Raw genomic sequence first — 16,889 nt, forward strand, 5'->3', positions numbered from 1 at the left:
TTGGCGCCTCCGAGGAGGACACGAAGTGAACGACGAGGGGCCGGGTCATCGCACGCTCCGGGGGGAGTAGACCCAGCGCCCGACACGGTGGGTGGCGGAGTTGCCGAGGATGACCACGGTGCGCATGTCGGCCATCTCGGGCGTGGCCTCGCCGAGGGTGACGGTTGTGAGGTGCTGGTCGGGGGTGGAGACGGCGCGGGCGAAGGTGATCAGGCGGTCGGGTCCGCATTCCTGAAGCAGGGTGGCGAGGGCCTTGGCGAAGCCTTCGGGGCGGGAGGCAGAGCGGGGGTTGTAGAAGGCCATCGCGAAATCGGCGCGGGCGGCGTGGCGGAGGCGGGTTTCGATCACCTCCCAGGGTTTCAGGTTGTCGGAGAGGTTGATGCAGCAGAAATCGTGGCCGAGCGGCGCTCCGGCGGCGGCGGCGGCGGCGAGCATCGCGGTGATGCCAGGCAACACGCGGATGTCGAGCGCCTGCCAGTCGAGGCGGCCCTCCAGCGCCTCGAAGACGGCCGAGGCCATGGCGAAGACGCCGGGGTCGCCGGAGGAGACGATAACGACGCGGTGACCCGCGGCGGCCATCTCCAGCGCGGCGCGGGCGCGGTCCAGCTCGACGCGGTTGTCGGAGGGGTGGAGGGCGAGGCCCTCACGCGGGGCGATGCGGGCGACATAGGGGATGTAGCCGACGACATCGGTCGCTTCGGCCAACACGGCCTGCACTTCCGGCGTTACCAGCCGGTCATCTCCCGGCCCGAGGCCCGCGATGGCAAGCCAGCCGGTCATTCGGCGATTTCCGGGCGGCGGCCATGGCCGTGGACCAGCACGATCGCGAAATACGGGCAGTCGTGGTCCTGAACCTCGCTGAGGCGCGCGACCCTTTGTCCCGGCATGGTGCCGCGCTCCACCAGCCAGGCGGTATCCAGCCGCCCGGTCCGTTCCAGCGCGCGGCGGACGCGGGGCAGGTTGCGGCCGGTCTTCATCACCACCAGCGCATCGGCCTGTTCCATGTGGCGGACCAGATCCTCCTCGGGCAGGGTGCCCATCAGCACGGTCAGCACGTCGTCGCCCCAGGTGATCGGCGTGCCGGTGGCATTCCAGCAGCCGGTCATCCCGGTGATGCCGGGGATCACCTCGACGGGGACGCGGCCTTGCAGGCGGGAGTGGAGGTGCATGAACGAGCCGTAGAAGAACGGGTCGCCCTCGCAGAGCACGAGGATGTCGTCGGTCGCGGCCAGGGTGGCGAGGCGGTCGGCCCAGTCGTCGTAGAAATGCGCCAGCGCCTGCGTGTAATCGGGGCTGTCGAACGGAAGCTCGGTCGTGACCGGGTATTCCATCGGGTATTCGGTGGCCGAGGGGTTCAGCATCCCTTCCACGATCCGCCGCGCCTGACCGGCCCTCCCGGCCTTGCGGAAATAGGCGACATGGCGGGCTTCGCCGATGGCCCGGGCGGCGCGGAGGCTCATCAGGTCGGGGTCGCCGGGGCCGAGGCCTGCGCAGATCACCTTGCCGGTTGTCGGGGCCATGATCATTCCTTCCGGGAGGCAAGCGCGTTGACGGCGGCCACGGTGATCGCGGACCCGCCGAGGCGGCCCTGGACGATGAGGCTGGGGACGGGGGGGGCGGCCATGAGGGCGTCCTTCGACTCGGCGGCGCCGACGAAGCCCACGGGACAGCCGATGATCGCGGCGGGGCGGGGGCAGGCGGGGTCTTCCAGCATGTTCAGAAGGTGGAAGAGGGCGGTCGGGGCGTTGCCGATGGCGACGATGGACCCGGCGAGGTGCGGGCGCCAGAGTTCGAGGGCGGCGGCGGAGCGGGTGTTCTGCATCTCCTTCGCCAGCGCGGGGATCTGCGGGTCGTGCAGGGTGCAGATGACCTCGTTGTTTCGCGGCAGGCGGGCGCGGGTGATGCCTTCGCTGACCATGCGGGCGTCGCAGAGGATGGGGGCGCCGTCCTCCAGGGCCGCGCGGGCTTGGGTGGCCATGCCGGGGGTGAAGCGGATGTGCGGGGCAAGTTCGACCATCCCGGCGGCGTGGATCATGCGGACGGCGACGATCTCTTCTTCGGGCGTGAAGCGGGCAAGATCGGCCTCGGCCCGGATCATGGCGAAGCTTTGCAGATAGATCGCGGCGCCGTCGGTTTCATAAGCGTGGGGCATCGGGGGCTTTCAGGTAGGTCAGGATCGCCTCGGGCGTCAGGCCCGTCAGGCTGGGGGTGTCATGGGCGGTGCCGTGCCGGATCAGGTCGTAGCCCTGGCCGGTGGCGGTGAGGGTGGTCTCGGCGGGGCCGGGATGGGCACAGCCCTTGGCGCAGCCGGAGAGGTGGAGGGTCTGGTTTTCCGCAAGGTGCGGGGCAAGCCGGCGGGCGAGGTGTCGCGTGTCGCCCTGGGCCTGCGGGCAGCCGGGAGCGCCGGTGCAGGCGGTGATGCGGAGGATCGGATCGGCGGGATCGGTGATCAGGCCGGGGAGGTCCGGGACCGTCGTCGCGCCGACGAGGAGGAGCATCCGCCAGGGGGTCGGGCGGATTTCATGGCCAAGCGCGGCGAGGGTCTGGAGCGTTTCGGCCCGCATCTGGCCAAAGGCGAGGGCGACGATGGCTCCGTCGGGGTGGAGGCCGGGGGAAGGCTTTGGCAGCGGCTCGGCAGGAGCGAGGGTGCAGCCGGGCGGGATGCTGCCCCTGGCGATGAGGGCGGCCATGCGGCCCCGGCCGTCGCTGATGCCGCCATGGGCGACGAACCAGCCTGCCATGGCGATGGCATCGCGGGCCAGGTCGGCGACGGGCTGGCCGAGCGGGTGGCCCTCGGGGCGCAGGATCAGGCTTCCGTCAGCGGCGCGCTCGACGCGGATGTCGACTGAGGCGGCGGTCAGGACGGGGCGGGGGCCGGTATCCAGCGCAAAGCCGAACTTGCCGGGAAGGCGGGGCATTCTCGCCAGCGCGGCAGTGAGGGTGGCGGCGAGGGTGTCGGTGTCGTCAGGCGCCTGTCTGACCGGAGAGCTTCCCGACGCGAAGGGGCTTCTGCGAAACGGGGTGACGATAAGGTTCCGCAGCGATTCGGTCTCGATGTTGGGGTCGATCAGGCCTTGCGCGCGAAGGTCGTCGATCAGCGGGCCGTGGCTGGCCTCGGTCACGCCGCGCAGTTGCAGGTTGGCGCGGGCGGAGAGGTCGATGACGCCGTTGCCGTGGGTCGCGGCGGCTTGGGCGATGCCCTGTGCCTGCGCCGAGGTCAGGCGGCCCAGGGGCGGGCGGATGCGGACAACGAGGCCGTCGCCCGACTGCATCGGTCGCAGGGCTCCGGGGCACCAGCCCTTGATCTTCCAGGCGGTCATGCGGAGCGCCCTTGGGTTGGGGCGGGTGTTGAATCGAGCGGCTGCGCCGCAAGCCTTTTGTCTCGCCTCTGCGCGCGAAGGGCGCGCAACCGGCTCGGGCGGCCTCCGGCGGGGATATTTGGCGACAGAAAATGAACGGGCGTCATGCGGCACCGTCCAGCCTTGCGGCGATGGAGTTGCGGCGGGTCTGCCAGAGGCCCGCGTCGCGCAGGCGGCGGAAGAGGTCTTCCATCGCGGCCAGCGCGGCAGGGTTCTCGCGGGCGAGGAAGTCGCGGACCTCGTCGCGGCCGAGCGTGGCCTCGTGGTAGAGGTCGAAGAGATGCGGCGGGACGACCTGCGCCAGATGGGCGAATGCGGCCATGTGGTCGAGCGTTGCCGCGATCTCGGCGCCGCCGCGGAAGCCGTGGGTCATCATGCCCTGCGCCCAGTCGGGGTTGGCGGCGCGGGCGCGGGTGACGCGGGCGATTTCCTCGGTCAGGGTACGGGCGTGGGGGGTGTCGGGACGGGTGGCGTCGAGGTGGTAGAGGGTGGGTTTCGTGCCACCGAGCTTTGCCACGGCGGCGGCGAACCCGGCTTCATGCGCGGCGTAGTCGGCGGCGATGAGGACATCGGTTTCCGGCAAGTCCTGGGCGTGGACGAAGGCCTCGGCGCTGAGGACGCGCTGTTCGAGGGCTTCGCGGGCCTCGGTCGACCCGCCGTCGGGGCCGATGGCCCAGCTTGAGGCGGCGAGCCAGGCCTCTCCCGCGGCCTGGCGGGCCTCGTCGGTGAATGTGTCGGCGGCGGTGCCCATGCCGAGACCGTAGAGGCCGGGTCTGGGGCCGAAGACCCTTGCGCTGAGGGTGGTGTAGGGGTTGTCCTCGGGGGTTTCTTCGCGGTGCGACAGGGCCACGGCGCCGGCTTCGAAGAGTTGTGCGAGGGTGGGGAACACATCGCGGAAGAGGCCGGAGACGCGGAGGGTGACGTCTATGCGTGGCCTGCCGAGGAGGGCGAGGGGGAGGATGTCGAAGCCGGAGACGCGGGCGGAACCTTCGTCCCATTTCGGCGAAAGGCCTGCGAGGTGGAGGGCCATGGCGAATTCCTCGCCCGCCGTGCGCATGGTGGCGCTGCCCCAGAGGTCGACCACCAGCCCGCGCGGGTAGTCGCCGTGGTCCTGCAGGTGGCGGCGGACCAGCTCCTCGGCCAGCTTTACGCCTTGCGCATGGGCGTTGCGCGAGGGCACGGCGCGGGGGTCGACGGAGAAGAGGTTTCTTCCCGTCGGCAGCACATCGCTGCGGCCCCGGTTGGGGGAACCGGCCGGGCCGGGGGCGACCTTGTGGCCGTTCAGGGCGGCGAGGAGGCCTTCGCGTTCGCCTTGGCCGTCGCCGAAGATGTGCAGGCCTTGGCCGAACTGGCTTTCCTTCAGGTCGCAGACGAAGCGGTCGATCCGGGTGATCGCTTCCGCCGGGGTGGCATTGGCGGCGAGGCCGAGGTCGGCGGCGACGCCGGAGGCGCTGGCCTCATCCCGGATGCTGGAGATGAGGCGGGTGCGGCGGGCGGGGTCGAGGCCATCGGCGGTGGAATATTCGTCGAGCAGGCGTTCGAGGCGGAGAAGCTCGGGCGGGACCTGGCTTTGCGCCATCGGTGGCGGCAGGTGGCCGAGGGTGACGGCCCCGATGCGGCGCTTGGCTTGCGCTGCTTCGCCGGGATCGTTGACGATGAAGGGGTAGATCACCGGGGTGGGGCCGATCAGGGCCTCGGGCCAGCAGGTTTCCGACAGGGCGACGGACTTGCCGGGGAGCCATTCCAGCGTGCCATGCGCGCCCATGTGGATCAGGGCGTGGAGGGATTGCGCGCGGAGCCAGAGGTAGAAGGCGACATAGGCGTGGCGCGGGGTGCGGGAAAGGTCGTGGTAGTCGCTGTCCCTTTGGGCGACATCGCCGCGCTCGGGTTGCAGGGCGATGAGCGCGTTGCCCCGGCGGGTGGCGGGGAAGTGGAACTGGCCCTGGTGGACGGAAGGGTCGGAGGCGGGGTCGCCCCAGGCTTGGGTGAGGTCGGCGCGGAGGGGGTCCGGCAGGGTGGCGAGGGCGGCTTCATAAGCTGGGAGGGGCCAGGTGAGGGTTTCCGTCAGGGCATCCGGGAGAGGTGCGCCTTGGGTGGTGGTATAGCCCTCGGCGGCGAGGGTTTCGATGAGCGCCTCGGTCGAGGCGAGCGCGTCGAGGCCGACGGCATGGGCCATCTGGTGCGCGCGTCCGGGGTAGGTGGAGAGGATCACCGCCAGTTGCTGGTCGGCGGCGGGGGTGGCGGCGAGGCGGTGCCAGTGGGTGATGCGGTCGACCACGGCCTTGATCCGGCCTGCGTCGGGGCGATGGGCGAAGCGGGAAAATTGCAGGTCGGGGTCGCGGCTGCCGGGGGATTTGTGGCTGACGAGGCCTGCGAGGATGCGGCCGTCGACCTCGGGAAGGACGACGTGCATGGCGAGGTCGGCGGGGGAGAGGCCGCGGTCGGAGGCCAGCCAGTCGCGGCGGCGGGCTCCGGAGAGGGCGACCTGGAAGACCGGGCAGGTGGCGGCGTCGAAGGGGGTGGAGCCGTCGTCGGACTTGGCGGAGAAGGCGGTGGCGTTGAGGATGGCGACCGGGGGGTTGGTCGTCAGGTGCGGGGCCAGCCAGGTGGCGAAGCCGGGGGATTTCAGGCTGGGGGCGAAGACGCCGTGGGCGGGGAAGCCCTCGGCGCGCAGGGCGTGGATCAGGGCGTCGATCGGGGCGGTATCGCCGGAAGTGAGGTAGCTGCGGTAGAAGGTGACGAGGACGGCGCCTTTTGGCTCGGGCGCTCCCCCCACCCCATCCCTCCCCCACGAAGGGGGGAGGGAGGCGCGGGTTGTGGTGTCGGGATGATCCTGCGGCGTCGCATTTGTGGAACTGGCGGCAGCCTGGTGCCTCCCCTCCCCCTCTGTGGGGAGGGGTGGGGGGTGGGGGGCTTCCGGGGCGGGAATGACGCCCCGGTCGGGGTCGTAGAACCCCATCTGCGGGACCGTCTTGTCGCCGGTGACGGGCGGGACATAGAGGCCAGCGGCCAGTGCCAGTTGCGCCAGCGCGGCATGGGCAGCCACCGCCCCGCCTTCGTCGCACAAGGCCTGCAAGCGGCGGAGGGTGGAGACGGGGAGGGTGGAAAGCTGGTCAAGCCTTTCGTCGGGGCGGCCGTCGGCGGGGAGGATCGCCAGTGCGGTGCCATTGCGGCGGGCGAGGTCTTGCAGCGTGGCGAGGCCGTAGGGCCAGTAGGCCTCGCCGCCGATCAGTCTCACCAGAATGGCTTTCGCCCCGGAGAGGGTGCGCTCGGCATAGGTGTCGACCGAGACGGGATGCTTCAGGGCGACGATGTTGGCGAGGCGGACGGTCGGGGTCGCGGTGCCCGCGCGGCGCATCCGTTCATAACCCGCTGCAAAAGCGCCGAGGTCGCTGTCGGAGAAGGACAGCACGATGAGATCGGCCGGGTCCTGACCCAGGTCGAAGGGGGTTTCGGTTTCTTCGAGGCCGTGGCTTTCGCGGAAGACGACGTGCATCGGTCAGGCCCCCTTGCGGGGTGCTTGGGGAACGCCCCCCCACCCCGACCCTCCCCCACGAAGGGGGGAGGGAGGTGCGGGGCGGAAGTGGCGGGACCGACTGGCGGCGAAAAGCCTTGCACGAAGGGCGGCGGTCGGGCGCCTCCCCTCCCCCGCGTGGGGAGGGGTCGGGGGCGGGGGGAGCTTGCCGAAAGTCGCGCCAGATGCCAGGCGTGCCCCCCCACCCCATCCCTCCCCCACCGGGGGGGAGGGTGGCTCCATGCGGCCAGGGTTGGACAGGGCACGGATCACGCTGTCAGGCCCCCAGCACCTTGCGGATCGCCGGTTCGTCGATGTCGTCATGTTCCGCGATGACGACAAGCTGCGACCGGCGCGGGGCGCTGCCCCAGGGTTTGTCGAACTGGGTCCGCACCCGCGCACCCACGGCCTGCACCAGGAGGCGCAGCGGCTTGCCGGTCACGGCGACATGGCCCTTGACCCGCAGGATGCGGTTCTCGCGGGCGAGGCGCTGGATCGAGGCGGTCAGGGCGTCAATGTCGGACACCTCGGGCAGGTCGATCACCACAGAGTCGAAATCGTCATGCTCGTGGTCGTCGGCCCCGTCATGGTGCGAGGGGCGTTGGGCAAGATCATCCTCGGCAGCGGCGGCAAGGCCCAGCACGACGCGGGGGTCGATCACGCCTTCGGTCATCGGCAGCATCGGGACCGGGCGGTTCAGCTCGGCGGCAATGACCTCGCGGGCGGCTTGCAGGCCCGTTTCCCCAGCGAGGTCGGCTTTCGACAGCAGGATCAGGTCGGCGCAGAGGATCTGGTCCTCGAAGACCTCGGATAGCGGCGTTTCGTGGTCGAGACTGGCGTCGGCGGCGCGTTGGGCTTCCACCGCCTCCACGTCCGGGGCGAAGCGACCGGCGGCAACCGCCTCGGCATCGGCCAGCGCGATCACGCCATCGACGGTGATGCGGCTGCGGATCGCGGGCCAGTCGAAGGCTTTCAGGAGCGGTTTCGGCAGAGCCAGCCCCGAGGTCTCGATCAGGATATGGTCCGGGCGCTGCGGCATGGCCATCAGCGTCTCGATGGTGGGGATGAAATCGTCGGCGACGGTGCAGCAGATGCAGCCGTTGGCGAGTTCAACGATGTTTTCCACCGGGCAGTTCTCATCCGCGCAGGATTTCAGGATGTCGCCGTCGACGCCCACGGTGCCGAATTCGTTGACCAGAATGGCCAGTCGCTTGCCCTGCGGGTTCTGCATCAGGTGGCGGATCAGAGTGGTCTTTCCGGCGCCAAGGAAGCCGGTGATCACGGTCACGGGGATTTTTGTCAGGTCGGTCATTCGGCGGCCTCTTCATGGGGCGGATGGGGGGGAATGCGGGCAATGCTTTGCTTGCGAAAGACGGTCGGGCGGTCGCGCCAGGGGACGATGCCGTCGGCGCTGGCGGCATATTTCCCGGCGCCTTCCAGGATCGCGGGAACGTCGTCAAGGGTCAGGCGACCGTAGACATAGGACCAGGCGCCGGGCTTGGTCAGCGAGACCGCACAGCCGGTGTTGCAGGCCGACAGACACTCCACCCCGACGATCCGCACCCCTTCCGGCGCGCCTGCGCGTTTCAGGGCGGCATAGAGGTGCAGGCCGGGGGGGAGTTCCCCCTCGGGCACCGGCAGGCCGGCCTTGCAGGTGGTGCAGACGTAGAGGGTCGCGCCCATCGAAGCCTTCCAAGTGGCATGGGGGGGGCAGGGGCCAGCGAGGGCGCTTCCACCCTCACCCGGTCGCGGAACACCCCGTCCGCCGGTTTCTTCCGTCGCGCTGGCAGGTCTCCCGGCTTGCGGATACTGGGTTGCCCCAACGGACCCCGCCTTCCCGGCTGACGCCAGTGGCCTTGGGACCTCTCCGGTCACGGTCGCGGGGGCGGCTGCCTGGGTCGATTCCGACCTGTCGCATTCCCTCTTCGCCTGTCATAAACAGGAACCAGCGCCAGCCCACCTGAGGCAAGCAGCCCCCCCTTGTCAAGGACACGACCGACCATGACCGAGCATGTTGCGACACCCGAGACCGACGAGCTTGCCCGGCACGCCCAGAAGATGGCCAAGAAGAAGGCCGCGCGGGACAAGATCATGGCGGGGAAGGAAGGCGAGAAGGGGCTGATCATCGTCCACACCGGGGCGGGGAAGGGGAAGTCCTCCAGCGGATTCGGGATGATCCTGCGCTGCGTCGCGCACGGGATGCCCTGCGCGGTAGTGCAGTTCATCAAGGGGGCCTGGGATACGGGCGAACGGCGGCTGATCACCGGGCATTTCAGCAACCTCTGCCAGTTCCACGCGATGGGCGAGGGCTTCACCTGGGAAACGCAGGACAAGACCCGCGACATCGCCGCCGCAAGGGCGGGGTGGGAGAAGGCGAAGGAGCTGATCCGGAACCCGGAGATCAGGATGGTGTTGTTGGACGAGATCAACATCGCGCTGCGGTATGATTACCTGGACATCGGCGAGGTGCTAGAGTTCCTGAAGGCCGAAAAACCGCCCTTGACGCATGTGGTGCTGACCGGGCGGAATGCGAAGGAAGAGCTGATCGAGGCGGCGGATCTGGTGACGGAGATGACGCTGGTGAAGCATCCGTTCCGGGCAGGCGTCAAGGGCCAGCCGGGGGTGGAGTTCTGATCTGTCCACGGTGGACAGAATTTCAGCGTCAATGATATCAATATGTTGGTCGCGGACGTTAACGGATTGGCAAGATCTGCAACAGGAGAGACGAGGATGAGCAAGACAGGTCTGATGCTGGCGGCGCTTCTGGTGCTGACCACGGCGGGTTGTGCCCCCCTGCTGGTCGGTGGCGCTGCGGCGGTGGTGGCCGACGAAGCGGTCGAGCAGGACAAGGGCGGCGACGGGCTGTTCTGAGGGAGAGTCGGGGCAAGCCCCGACCTACGGGTCTTGCGCGACGCGACCCAGCGTCGCGAGGAAGGCGCCGAGGTGGACGAGGCCGGCAGGCCAGAGCCCGAGGTTGGCCGCATTGCCCATGTGGCCGGACATGCCCATATCGACCAGGGTCGCCCGCCAGGCTGCGGCGAAGGTCCGGGCGCGGTCGAAGGCGACATAGGGGTCGTCGCGGCTGGCAAGGACCATCGCCGGGAAGGGCAGGGGTTGCAGCACCATCGGCGCGAAGCCGCTGTCCGCAGCCTCGGGCCAGATGTCGGCGGGACCACGGTCGGAGGGCGCGACCATGAAGGCCCCCGCAATGCGTGAGGTATTCCCGCGCAAGACCCAATGCATGATGAGCGATGTCCCCAGACTGTGCGCGATCAGCACGACGGGCCGCCGCGCCCGGGCGACATGGTCGTCCAGCCGCGCCGCCCAGGGGCCGAGCTTCGGCGAGATCCATTCGTCCTGCTCGACCCGGGTCATGTTGGGAAGCGCTGCCTGCCAGTGGCTTTGCCAGTGACCCGGACCCGCATTGTCGCGGCAGGGAAGCAGCAGGAAGTCGAAGGCGTGCAGGAGGTCTGGCATGGCCGGGTCTTCACCGTGAAAGCGGGAGCACCACGCGCCCGGCCGCGCGTGGAGCGTAAAGCGGAAGCGCCGAGGGGCGCAAGGCGGGGATGCCCCTGCCGGAGGTGCGGGCCCGACGCTTCGCGAGATCATGGTCGGCTGCGGTGGCGAGACCTGCCCGGCCGGAAGGAAGCCCGGGCGCAGACTGGTGATCCGACAGCGCTCGACCGGCGTATCACGGACCATGATGCTTGACGCCGATTGCGCCGCCATGACAGGCAAGACCGGGCCACCGCACTGGATCGGGGTGATTGCATGCTGTGGCAGGTCATGGTCGAGGGAAGGATCGGTGGCGACGCCGGAAGACGAGACTGACTGGGCAGGTCTCCTGCAACGGGTGCGCGACGATGCGGACCCGGCGGCCTTCGCACAGCTGTTCCGGCATTTCGCGCCGCGGGTGAAGGCCTTCCTGATGAAGTCCGGCGCGGGGGCTGCGCTGGCCGAGGAATGCGCGCAGGACGTGATGGCGGTCTTGTGGCAGAAGGCGCAGCTCTTCGACCCCGCACGGGCCAGCGTGGCCACCTGGGTCTACACCATCGCCCGCAACCGGAGAATCGACGCGCTGCGCAAGGCGCGCCGGGCCGAGCCGGAAGAGCTGGACTGGGGGCCGGAGCCCGCGCCCGACCAGGCCGAGGCGTTGGCGGCACAGGAAGAAACCGAGCGGTTGGCCCGCGCGCTGGGGGCGCTACCTGCCCCGCAGAGGACATTGATCGAGCGCGCCTTCTACGGCGACCTCTCGCACAGCGAGATCGCGGCGGAGACCGGGCTGCCGCTGGGGACGATCAAGTCACGGATACGGCTGGCGCTGGAGAAGCTGCGCCGCCAGATGAGCTAGGGACTGCGGAAGCGAATGACGATACGCCACCATCTTTCCGACCAGCTGTTGATGGCCTATGCGGCCGGCCGGTTGCCCGAGGCGTTCAGCCTGGTCGTGGCCACGCATCTGTCGCTGTGTGACGACTGCCGGGCGCAGGCCGGGTCCTTCGACGCGCTGGGTGGCGCGCTTCTGGAAGAGGCCGGGGAGAGTGCCATGGGCGAGGATGCCCTGGCACAGGCGCTGGCACGGATCGAAGGCCTGCCGCAGGCGCGGACCGAGGGGCCGAAGCCGGCGGGCATCTTCCCCGCGCCGCTGGCCGGTCATGTGGGCGGCGGCCCGGATGCGGTGCGCTGGCGGCGGGTCGGCGGGGGCGTGAAGCAGGCGATCCTGCCGACCGGCAAGGGGGCGACAGCGCGGCTTCTGTTCATCCCGGCGGGAATGGCGGTGCCCGACCACGGCCACCGGGGGATGGAGCTGACGCTGGTCCTGCAAGGCGCCTTCGCCGACCGGGACGAAAGCTTCGGCCCCGGCGATGTGGAGATTTCCGACGAGACGGTCGAGCACACACCGACGGTCCTTGCCGGGCAGGATTGCATCTGCCTTGCGGCGACCGATGCTCCCTTGCGGTTCCGGGGGCTGATCGCTCGGCTGGCGCAGCCCTTCCTGCGGATCTGACGGGTTCAGACGCCGGAATAGCTGACGACGATCACCGGCCCGTCGCCTGTGAGGCTTACGGGTCCGGCGGTCAGGATCAGATCGTCCTGCGCAGCGGCTGCACCGTCGACCCGGCAGCGACCAAGGACATAGAGCGCCAATCGCCCTTCCCCATCGAACCTGTCATTCTGCGCCACGATCACCCGCGGCCGGGGCAGGTGCCGTGCTGTCATCACGTTGAAATCGTCACTTTGCCGACCCTGGGTTTCGCTGGCCATGACTTGCACATCGCCGGGGAAGGCGACCGGGACCAGAGGGTCGCAGCGGAGGTTGAGGCCGGGGCCAGTCAGGCGGAAGCCCGGGCCGGAGAGGACGGTCAGGTTCCGCTCGATGCCGGGGAAGAGCGAGAAGGGGCCGTCCTCGACCACGCTGGCCCGGGACAGGCGGAGAAGCGTGGCGCCGCTCGCGGGGTCGCGGAGGTGCAGCAATTCGACGGTCGTGCCGCGCCCGTTCTTCCAGGGCTGGCGGACGTAGTCCTTGGCGGTGAGGTGGATCATCATGCCGCCAAGCCTAGCCCGCCTCCCGCAGCGCCGCCAGCAACTCCTCCACCAGCACGTCGATGTCGGCCCGGTCGGTGGCATGGTTGCTGATCGAGCAGCGGATGATCTTGCGACCGCGCCAGAGGCCATGGCTGGGGTAGACGCGGCCCCTGGTCTGGACGCGGTCCAGCACGGCTTGCGTCGTCGCGTCGTCGGCGCAGGCCAGCGCGACCTGGTTGCTGACGACCTCGTTCAGCACGGTTATCCCCGGATCGGACGCAAGCCGGTCGGCCAGATAGCGGGCCAGCGCGCAGTGCCGGGCGATCATGTCGCGCACCCCCGAGGCGCCGAGGTGTCTCAGGATCGCATAGCTTGGCACCCCGCGGGCGCGGCGGCTGAGTTCCAGGGTGGAATCGCTCGGCTCCCAGGTCTTGCCGGGCTCGGGCAGATAGGCGCCGCGCGCGGTCATCGCGGCGACCAGTGCCGCCCGGTCGCGCACGATAGAGAGGCCCGCGTCATAAGGGGCGTTGAGCCATTTGTGCAGGTCGACCGCCCAGCTGTCGGCCTGCGCGACCCCTTTCAGCCGGTCGCGCAGGGCGGGGACGGCATGGAGCCAGAGGCCGAAAGCCCCGTCCACATGCGCCCAGCCGTGGTGGCGATGGATCAGCGGGATCGCTTCTGCGAAGGGGTCGGACGCGCCGGTGTTGATCTGTCCGGCTTGCAGAACCACCAGAGGCGGGTTGGCGCAGTCGTTCAGCGCGTTTTCCAGCGCCTCGAGGCGGATGCGGCCTTGGCCGTCGGTGTCCAGCCGGATCGCCCGGCCCGGGCCGAAGCCCGCATAGCGCAGGGCGGCCAGCGGGGCGGAATGCGCGTCGGCGCCGATCAGCACCGGGATTTCGGGGGCGCCGAACAGGCCGCGCTCGCCCGCGTCCCAGCCCTGCCGGGCGAGGAGCGCATCGCGGGCGGCCATGATGCCTTGGGTGTTGGCCACGGTCGCGCCGGTGACGATGCCCACGCCGCTGTCCGCAGGCAGGCCGAGGAGGTCGAGGCACCAGCGGCAGACGGTCTGTTCGATCACCGCGACCGCGGGGCTTTCCCAGGAGGAGGCCGCATTCTGGCCCCAGGCGGAGACCAGGAAATCCGCCGCCGTGCCCACCGGCATCGACCCGCCGATGACATAGCCGAAGAAGCGCGGCGAGAGGTGGGGGTGGATGCCGTCCCGTGCTTCGGTGGCAAGGGCTTCGATCACCGCAGGGGCCGGTTCGCCCGTTTCCGGCAGCGGGCCACTGAACCGGTCGACCAGATCGGCGGGCCGCAGCTTCGGTCTGGCCGGGCCGCCGTCGATGCCTTCGCGAAAGGCGATGGCATGGCGAAGGGCGGCCTCCATCGCCTGCCGGTCTTCGGGATCAAGCGCAAGACGGCTCTGGCTGAGGAATGGATTGCTCTCGGTCATAGGCATGTCCGGGTTCTCCTGCGAAAGAACCAGCTTGCGCCTTTCGAAGCGGTCGGTCGAGTCACTCTGCCGCTGTCGCGCCGATCACCTTGGCGGGGCTGTCCGGGGCCAGTTCCTCGAAGTCGAAATTGTCGAGCCGGCGGGCGCGTTTCGTCGCCTTGTCAGAGGAGATCTTGATCTCCTCGATGTCCTTCGCCGCCTGGCCGAAATGGCGGTCGAGGTTTTCAACCCGCGCCCCAAGGCGTTCGACGTCCGAGTAGAGGAGCGAGAGTTCCCTGCGGATCGCCCCCGCCTGTTCGCGCATCCGCGCGTCCTTCAGCACGGCGCGCATCGTGTTCAGCGTCGCCATGCAGGTGGTGGGCGAGACGATCCACACCTTCGCCGCAAAGCCCTCGCGCACGAGGTCGGGGAAGTTGGCGTGCAGTTCGGCGTAGACCGCTTCCGAGGGCAGGAACATCAGCGCGCCATCTGCCGTTTCGCCCTCGAGGATGTAGCGCTCGGCAATGGCGCGGATATGGGCGCGGACGGCGGCGCGCATCTGCTGGGCGGCCTCTTGCGCCAGACGGGGGGTGTCGGCGCGGCGGAGCGCCTCATAGGCTTCCAACGGGAACTTGGCGTCGATGACGATGGGGCCCGGGGGGTTGGGCAGGTGGATCAGGCAGTCGGCACGTTTGCCGTTCGAAAGCGTGGCCTGCATGGAATAGGCGTCCTTCGGCAGGGCCTTCTGCACGATGTCATGGAGCTGGATCTCCCCGAAGGCGCCCCGGGTCTGCTTGTTCGACAGGATGTCCTGGAGCGACAGGACGTTGCCGGACAGCTTTTCGATGTTGGCCTGCGCCTTGTCGATGGTTTCGAGGCGTTGGTGGAGTTCCCCCAGGGACCGCGCCGTGCGGGTGGAGGTGCCGTGCAGCGCCTCGGTCATCTGGCGCTGCACTTCGGCGAGGCGTTGTTCCATCACCTGAAGCATGGCGGTCTGGCTGACGGCCTGCGCTTCGGAAACATGGTGCAGCCCCCCCGCCAGCCTTTCCTGCCCGTCGTTCAGCGTCTGGACGCGGGAGGCGAGCCAGGACACCTCCCGCAAGAGCGGCTCGGCGGTGGAGGAGGCGCGTCCGGCGGCGCGGAGGATGAGGATCAGGAGGGCAAGCAGGATGAGGGCCGCCCCGCCGAGAAGGAGCATCTCGGGCGCGTTCCAGGCGTAGGTCTGGCCGAAAAGGGTGATCATCGGCGGCCGAAGAGGCGTTCGATGTCGTGGAGGCTGAGTTCCACATAGGTGGGTCGGCCGTGGTTGCACTGGCCGGAAAGCGGCGTCGCCTCCATCTCGCGGAGAAGCGCGTTCATCTCCTCCGCGCGCATCTGGCGACCGGAGCGGACGGAGCCGTGGCAGGCCATGCGGGAGAGGATGGCGTCGATCTTCGTCTGGATGAGCTGGCTGTCCCCGGAGTCGGCCAGTTCGTCGAGGATGTCGCGGAGCAGCGCCGCGCCGTTGACCGGGCCAAGGATGGCGGGGGTTTCGCGGATGGCGATGGCAGAGCCGCCGAAGGGTTCGATGGCGAGGCCGATCCCCGCCAGCGCAGAGGCGGCGTCGAGGATGCGGGCGGCGTCGGTGGGGGAGAGGTCGACGATCTCGGGGATCAGCGGGGCCTGCGCGCGGATGCCGGTCTCGGCCATCTGGCGCTTCAGGCGCTCGTAGACGAGGCGTTCGTGGGCGGCGTGCTGGTCGACGATGACGATGCCGGTTGCGGTCTGGGCGACGATCCAGTTCTCGTGCAGCTGCGCGCGGGCGGCGCCCAGCGGATGCTCCTCGTTCGCCTGCGGCTCCTCCTCGCGGGGGGGCGCGAAGGCGGGGGCTTGGGGGGCCTCGGCGAAGCCGGGCGACTGGAAGGCGAAGGCGCGGGAGAGGGCTGGCTGGCTGGGGCGCTCCATCTGGTAGACGGGACGAAACGCCTGCAAGGTCGCCGCGCCGACGGTGGAGGAGGCGCGGTGCCCGGCTCCGGTCAGCGCCGATTTCAGCGCGGTGATGATCAGGCTGCGGGCGGCGTCGGGCTCGCGGAAGCGGACTTCGGCCTTGGCAGGATGGACGTTCACATCGACGCGCTGGGGGTCGGCGATCAGGTTCAGCACCGCCGCCGGGTGGCGGTCGCGGGAGAGGACGTCGAAATAGGCGGCGCGGAGGGCGCCATAGAGCATCCGGTCCAGGACCGGGCGGCCGTTGACGAAGAGGTATTGCTGCGCCGAGGAGCCGCGCGAATAGGTGGGCAGCGCGGCATAACCCTGCAGGCGCAACCCCTCGCGTTCGGCGTCGATGCGCAGCGCGTTGTCGGTGAAGTCGCGGCCGATGACGGTGGCAAGGCGGGATTGCAGGGCGTCGAAGAGGTCGCCCGATTGCGGGTCGGCGCGGAACAGGGTGCGGGCCTCGCCCCCGGTCACGTCGCGCAGGGTGAAGCCTGTCTGCGGCTCGGCCATCGCCAGACGGCGGATGACCTCGGTCACGGCCTGCATTTCGGCGCGGTCGGAGCGGAGGAATTTCAGCCGGGCGGGGGTGGCGAAGAACAGGTCGCGGAGTTCGACCACCGTGCCACGGGTCAGGGCAGCGGGGCGGACCGGGGTGATCCGGCTGCCCTCGCAGGCGATCTGCGCGGCCTCGCCTTCGGCGCGAGAGGTGATGGTCAGGCGACCGACCGCTCCCAAAGAGGGCAGCGCCTCGCCCCGGAAGCCGAAGCTGCGGATGTCGAGAAGATCGGAGCCGTCGATCTTCGAGGTGGCATGGCGCGACAGGGCCAAGGGCAGGTCCTCTGCGCCCATCCCGCAGCCGTCATCCGTCACCCGGATCAGTGTCTTGCCGCCATCGGCGATATCGACCTGGATGCGCCCCGCGCCCGCGTCGAGCGCGTTCTCCACCAGTTCCTTCACGGCAGAGGCCGGACGCTCCACCACCTCGCCTGCGGCAATGCGGTTGATCGCGGCCTCATCCAGTTGCCGGATCACCGGGCGGCCGGAAGCGCCCGTTATCTTGGGGGTGTGAAGCGTCATGCCCCCA

General features: G+C 69.7%; 16 protein-coding genes and 1 riboswitch. Of the genes, 4 read left to right on the forward strand and 12 right to left on the reverse strand.

The annotated features are described in order from the left end of the window. Nucleotides 1–45 precede the first annotated feature (45 nt). The 7 genes from cobJ to JNJ68_RS07785 form a co-directional block, all read right to left on the reverse strand. The gene (cobJ, locus tag JNJ68_RS07755; RefSeq protein ID WP_294981038.1) at nt 46–780 is read right to left on the reverse strand and encodes a precorrin-3B C(17)-methyltransferase; all 735 of its coding nucleotides are present in this window, start codon (nt 778–780) and stop codon (nt 46–48) included. Next, nucleotides 777–1,520 (reverse strand): precorrin-2 C(20)-methyltransferase, encoded by a 744-nt coding sequence (locus JNJ68_RS07760; RefSeq protein ID WP_294981042.1) that lies wholly within the window; start codon nt 1,518–1,520, stop codon nt 777–779. The genes cobJ and JNJ68_RS07760 overlap by 4 nt, the downstream gene beginning before the upstream one ends. A gap of 2 nt (nt 1,521–1,522) precedes the next feature. Further along, nucleotides 1,523–2,152: a precorrin-8X methylmutase gene (locus tag JNJ68_RS07765; protein WP_294981044.1), complete on the reverse strand. Its 630-nt coding sequence runs from the start codon at nt 2,150–2,152 to the stop codon at nt 1,523–1,525. Then, nucleotides 2,136–3,320, reverse strand: a complete 1,185-nt coding sequence (gene cobG, locus JNJ68_RS07770) for a precorrin-3B synthase (RefSeq protein ID WP_294981048.1) — start codon at nt 3,318–3,320, stop codon at nt 2,136–2,138. The genes JNJ68_RS07765 and cobG overlap by 17 nt, the downstream gene beginning before the upstream one ends. A gap of 142 nt (nt 3,321–3,462) precedes the next feature. Further along, nucleotides 3,463–6,855, reverse strand: coding sequence for a cobaltochelatase subunit CobN (gene cobN, locus JNJ68_RS07775; RefSeq protein WP_294981050.1), 3,393 nt, complete (start codon nt 6,853–6,855; stop codon nt 3,463–3,465). Nucleotides 6,856–7,150: 295 nt separating this feature from the next. Continuing rightward, on the reverse strand, nt 7,151–8,185 hold the full coding sequence (gene cobW, locus JNJ68_RS07780) for a cobalamin biosynthesis protein CobW (RefSeq protein WP_294981051.1): 1,035 nt from the start codon (nt 8,183–8,185) through the stop codon (nt 7,151–7,153). Then, the gene (locus JNJ68_RS07785) at nt 8,182–8,556 is read right to left on the reverse strand and encodes a DUF1636 domain-containing protein (RefSeq protein WP_294981054.1); all 375 of its coding nucleotides are present in this window, start codon (nt 8,554–8,556) and stop codon (nt 8,182–8,184) included. Before JNJ68_RS07785 ends, cobW begins: the two co-directional genes overlap by 4 nt. 84 nt (nt 8,557–8,640) lie before the next feature. Further along, a riboswitch (cobalamin riboswitch) is annotated at nt 8,641–8,838 on the reverse strand. A 36-nt stretch (nt 8,839–8,874) separates the two neighbouring features. On the opposite strand from JNJ68_RS07785, the gene cobO reads away from it, so the two are divergent. Continuing rightward, entirely contained in the window at nt 8,875–9,507 is a 633-nt protein-coding gene (gene cobO, locus JNJ68_RS07790; RefSeq protein ID WP_294981057.1) for a cob(I)yrinic acid a,c-diamide adenosyltransferase, read from the forward strand. A 96-nt stretch (nt 9,508–9,603) separates the two neighbouring features. Further along, nucleotides 9,604–9,744 (forward strand): hypothetical protein, encoded by a 141-nt coding sequence (locus JNJ68_RS07795; RefSeq protein ID WP_294981059.1) that lies wholly within the window; start codon nt 9,604–9,606, stop codon nt 9,742–9,744. Between the two features lie 24 nt (nt 9,745–9,768). Here the strand turns inward: JNJ68_RS07795 and JNJ68_RS07800 are convergent, their stop codons facing one another. Next, a complete protein-coding gene (locus JNJ68_RS07800) occupies nt 9,769–10,350 on the reverse strand; it encodes an alpha/beta hydrolase (RefSeq protein WP_294981062.1) in 582 nt (193 codons plus the stop codon). 328 nt (nt 10,351–10,678) lie between these two features. Here JNJ68_RS07800 and JNJ68_RS07805 point away from each other — a divergent pair, with 328 nt between their 5' ends. After that, a complete protein-coding gene (locus tag JNJ68_RS07805) occupies nt 10,679–11,224 on the forward strand; it encodes a sigma-70 family RNA polymerase sigma factor (RefSeq protein WP_294981064.1) in 546 nt (181 codons plus the stop codon). A 15-nt stretch (nt 11,225–11,239) separates the two neighbouring features. Then, entirely contained in the window at nt 11,240–11,881 is a 642-nt protein-coding gene (locus JNJ68_RS07810; protein ID WP_294981067.1) for a ChrR family anti-sigma-E factor, read from the forward strand. A gap of 5 nt (nt 11,882–11,886) precedes the next feature. On the opposite strand, the gene JNJ68_RS07815 is transcribed toward JNJ68_RS07810, so the two are convergent. Genes JNJ68_RS07815 through mutL form a run of 4 tightly spaced genes read right to left on the reverse strand, consistent with a single transcriptional unit; the run spans nt 11,887 to nt 16,882 of the window. Continuing rightward, nucleotides 11,887–12,420, reverse strand: a complete 534-nt coding sequence (locus tag JNJ68_RS07815) for a HutD family protein (protein ID WP_294981070.1) — start codon at nt 12,418–12,420, stop codon at nt 11,887–11,889. Between the two features lie 10 nt (nt 12,421–12,430). Continuing rightward, nucleotides 12,431–13,858 (reverse strand): aminotransferase class V-fold PLP-dependent enzyme, encoded by a 1,428-nt coding sequence (locus JNJ68_RS07820; protein WP_294981073.1) that lies wholly within the window; start codon nt 13,856–13,858, stop codon nt 12,431–12,433. A 55-nt stretch (nt 13,859–13,913) separates the two neighbouring features. Further along, nucleotides 13,914–15,074 carry a DNA recombination protein RmuC gene (gene rmuC, locus JNJ68_RS07825; RefSeq protein ID WP_294981075.1) on the reverse strand — a complete coding sequence of 387 codons (1,161 nt, stop codon included), beginning with the start codon at nt 15,072–15,074 and terminating at the stop codon, nt 13,914–13,916. Next, entirely contained in the window at nt 15,071–16,882 is a 1,812-nt protein-coding gene (gene mutL / locus JNJ68_RS07830) for a DNA mismatch repair endonuclease MutL (RefSeq protein WP_294981076.1), read from the reverse strand. The genes rmuC and mutL overlap by 4 nt, the downstream gene beginning before the upstream one ends. Nucleotides 16,883–16,889: the final 7 nt, after the last annotated feature.

The sequence above is a fragment of the Tabrizicola sp. genome (genome assembly GCF_016793705.1).
Classification (GTDB): Bacteria; Pseudomonadota; Alphaproteobacteria; order Rhodobacterales; family Rhodobacteraceae; genus Tabrizicola.

Coding starts and splice junctions, on each gene's coding strand:
- JNJ68_RS07815 (WP_294981070.1), bottom strand. CDS start 12,420: ATGATGATCCACCTCACCGCCAAGGACTACGTCCGCCAGCCCTGGAAG.
- mutL (WP_294981076.1), bottom strand. CDS start 16,882: ATGACGCTTCACACCCCCAAGATAACGGGCGCTTCCGGCCGCCCGGTG.
- JNJ68_RS07810 (WP_294981067.1), top strand. CDS start 11,240: ATGACGATACGCCACCATCTTTCCGACCAGCTGTTGATGGCCTATGCG.
- cobN (WP_294981050.1), bottom strand. CDS start 6,855: ATGCACGTCGTCTTCCGCGAAAGCCACGGCCTCGAAGAAACCGAAACC.
- JNJ68_RS07795 (WP_294981059.1), top strand. CDS start 9,604: ATGAGCAAGACAGGTCTGATGCTGGCGGCGCTTCTGGTGCTGACCACG.
- JNJ68_RS07800 (WP_294981062.1), bottom strand. CDS start 10,350: ATGCCAGACCTCCTGCACGCCTTCGACTTCCTGCTGCTTCCCTGCCGC.
- rmuC (WP_294981075.1), bottom strand. CDS start 15,074: ATGATCACCCTTTTCGGCCAGACCTACGCCTGGAACGCGCCCGAGATG.
- cobJ (WP_294981038.1), bottom strand. CDS start 780: ATGACCGGCTGGCTTGCCATCGCGGGCCTCGGGCCGGGAGATGACCGG.
- cobG (WP_294981048.1), bottom strand. CDS start 3,320: ATGACCGCCTGGAAGATCAAGGGCTGGTGCCCCGGAGCCCTGCGACCG.
- JNJ68_RS07820 (WP_294981073.1), bottom strand. CDS start 13,858: ATGCCTATGACCGAGAGCAATCCATTCCTCAGCCAGAGCCGTCTTGCG.
- cobW (WP_294981051.1), bottom strand. CDS start 8,185: ATGACCGACCTGACAAAAATCCCCGTGACCGTGATCACCGGCTTCCTT.
- JNJ68_RS07785 (WP_294981054.1), bottom strand. CDS start 8,556: ATGGGCGCGACCCTCTACGTCTGCACCACCTGCAAGGCCGGCCTGCCG.
- cobO (WP_294981057.1), top strand. CDS start 8,875: ATGACCGAGCATGTTGCGACACCCGAGACCGACGAGCTTGCCCGGCAC.
- JNJ68_RS07765 (WP_294981044.1), bottom strand. CDS start 2,152: ATGCCCCACGCTTATGAAACCGACGGCGCCGCGATCTATCTGCAAAGC.
- JNJ68_RS07760 (WP_294981042.1), bottom strand. CDS start 1,520: ATGGCCCCGACAACCGGCAAGGTGATCTGCGCAGGCCTCGGCCCCGGC.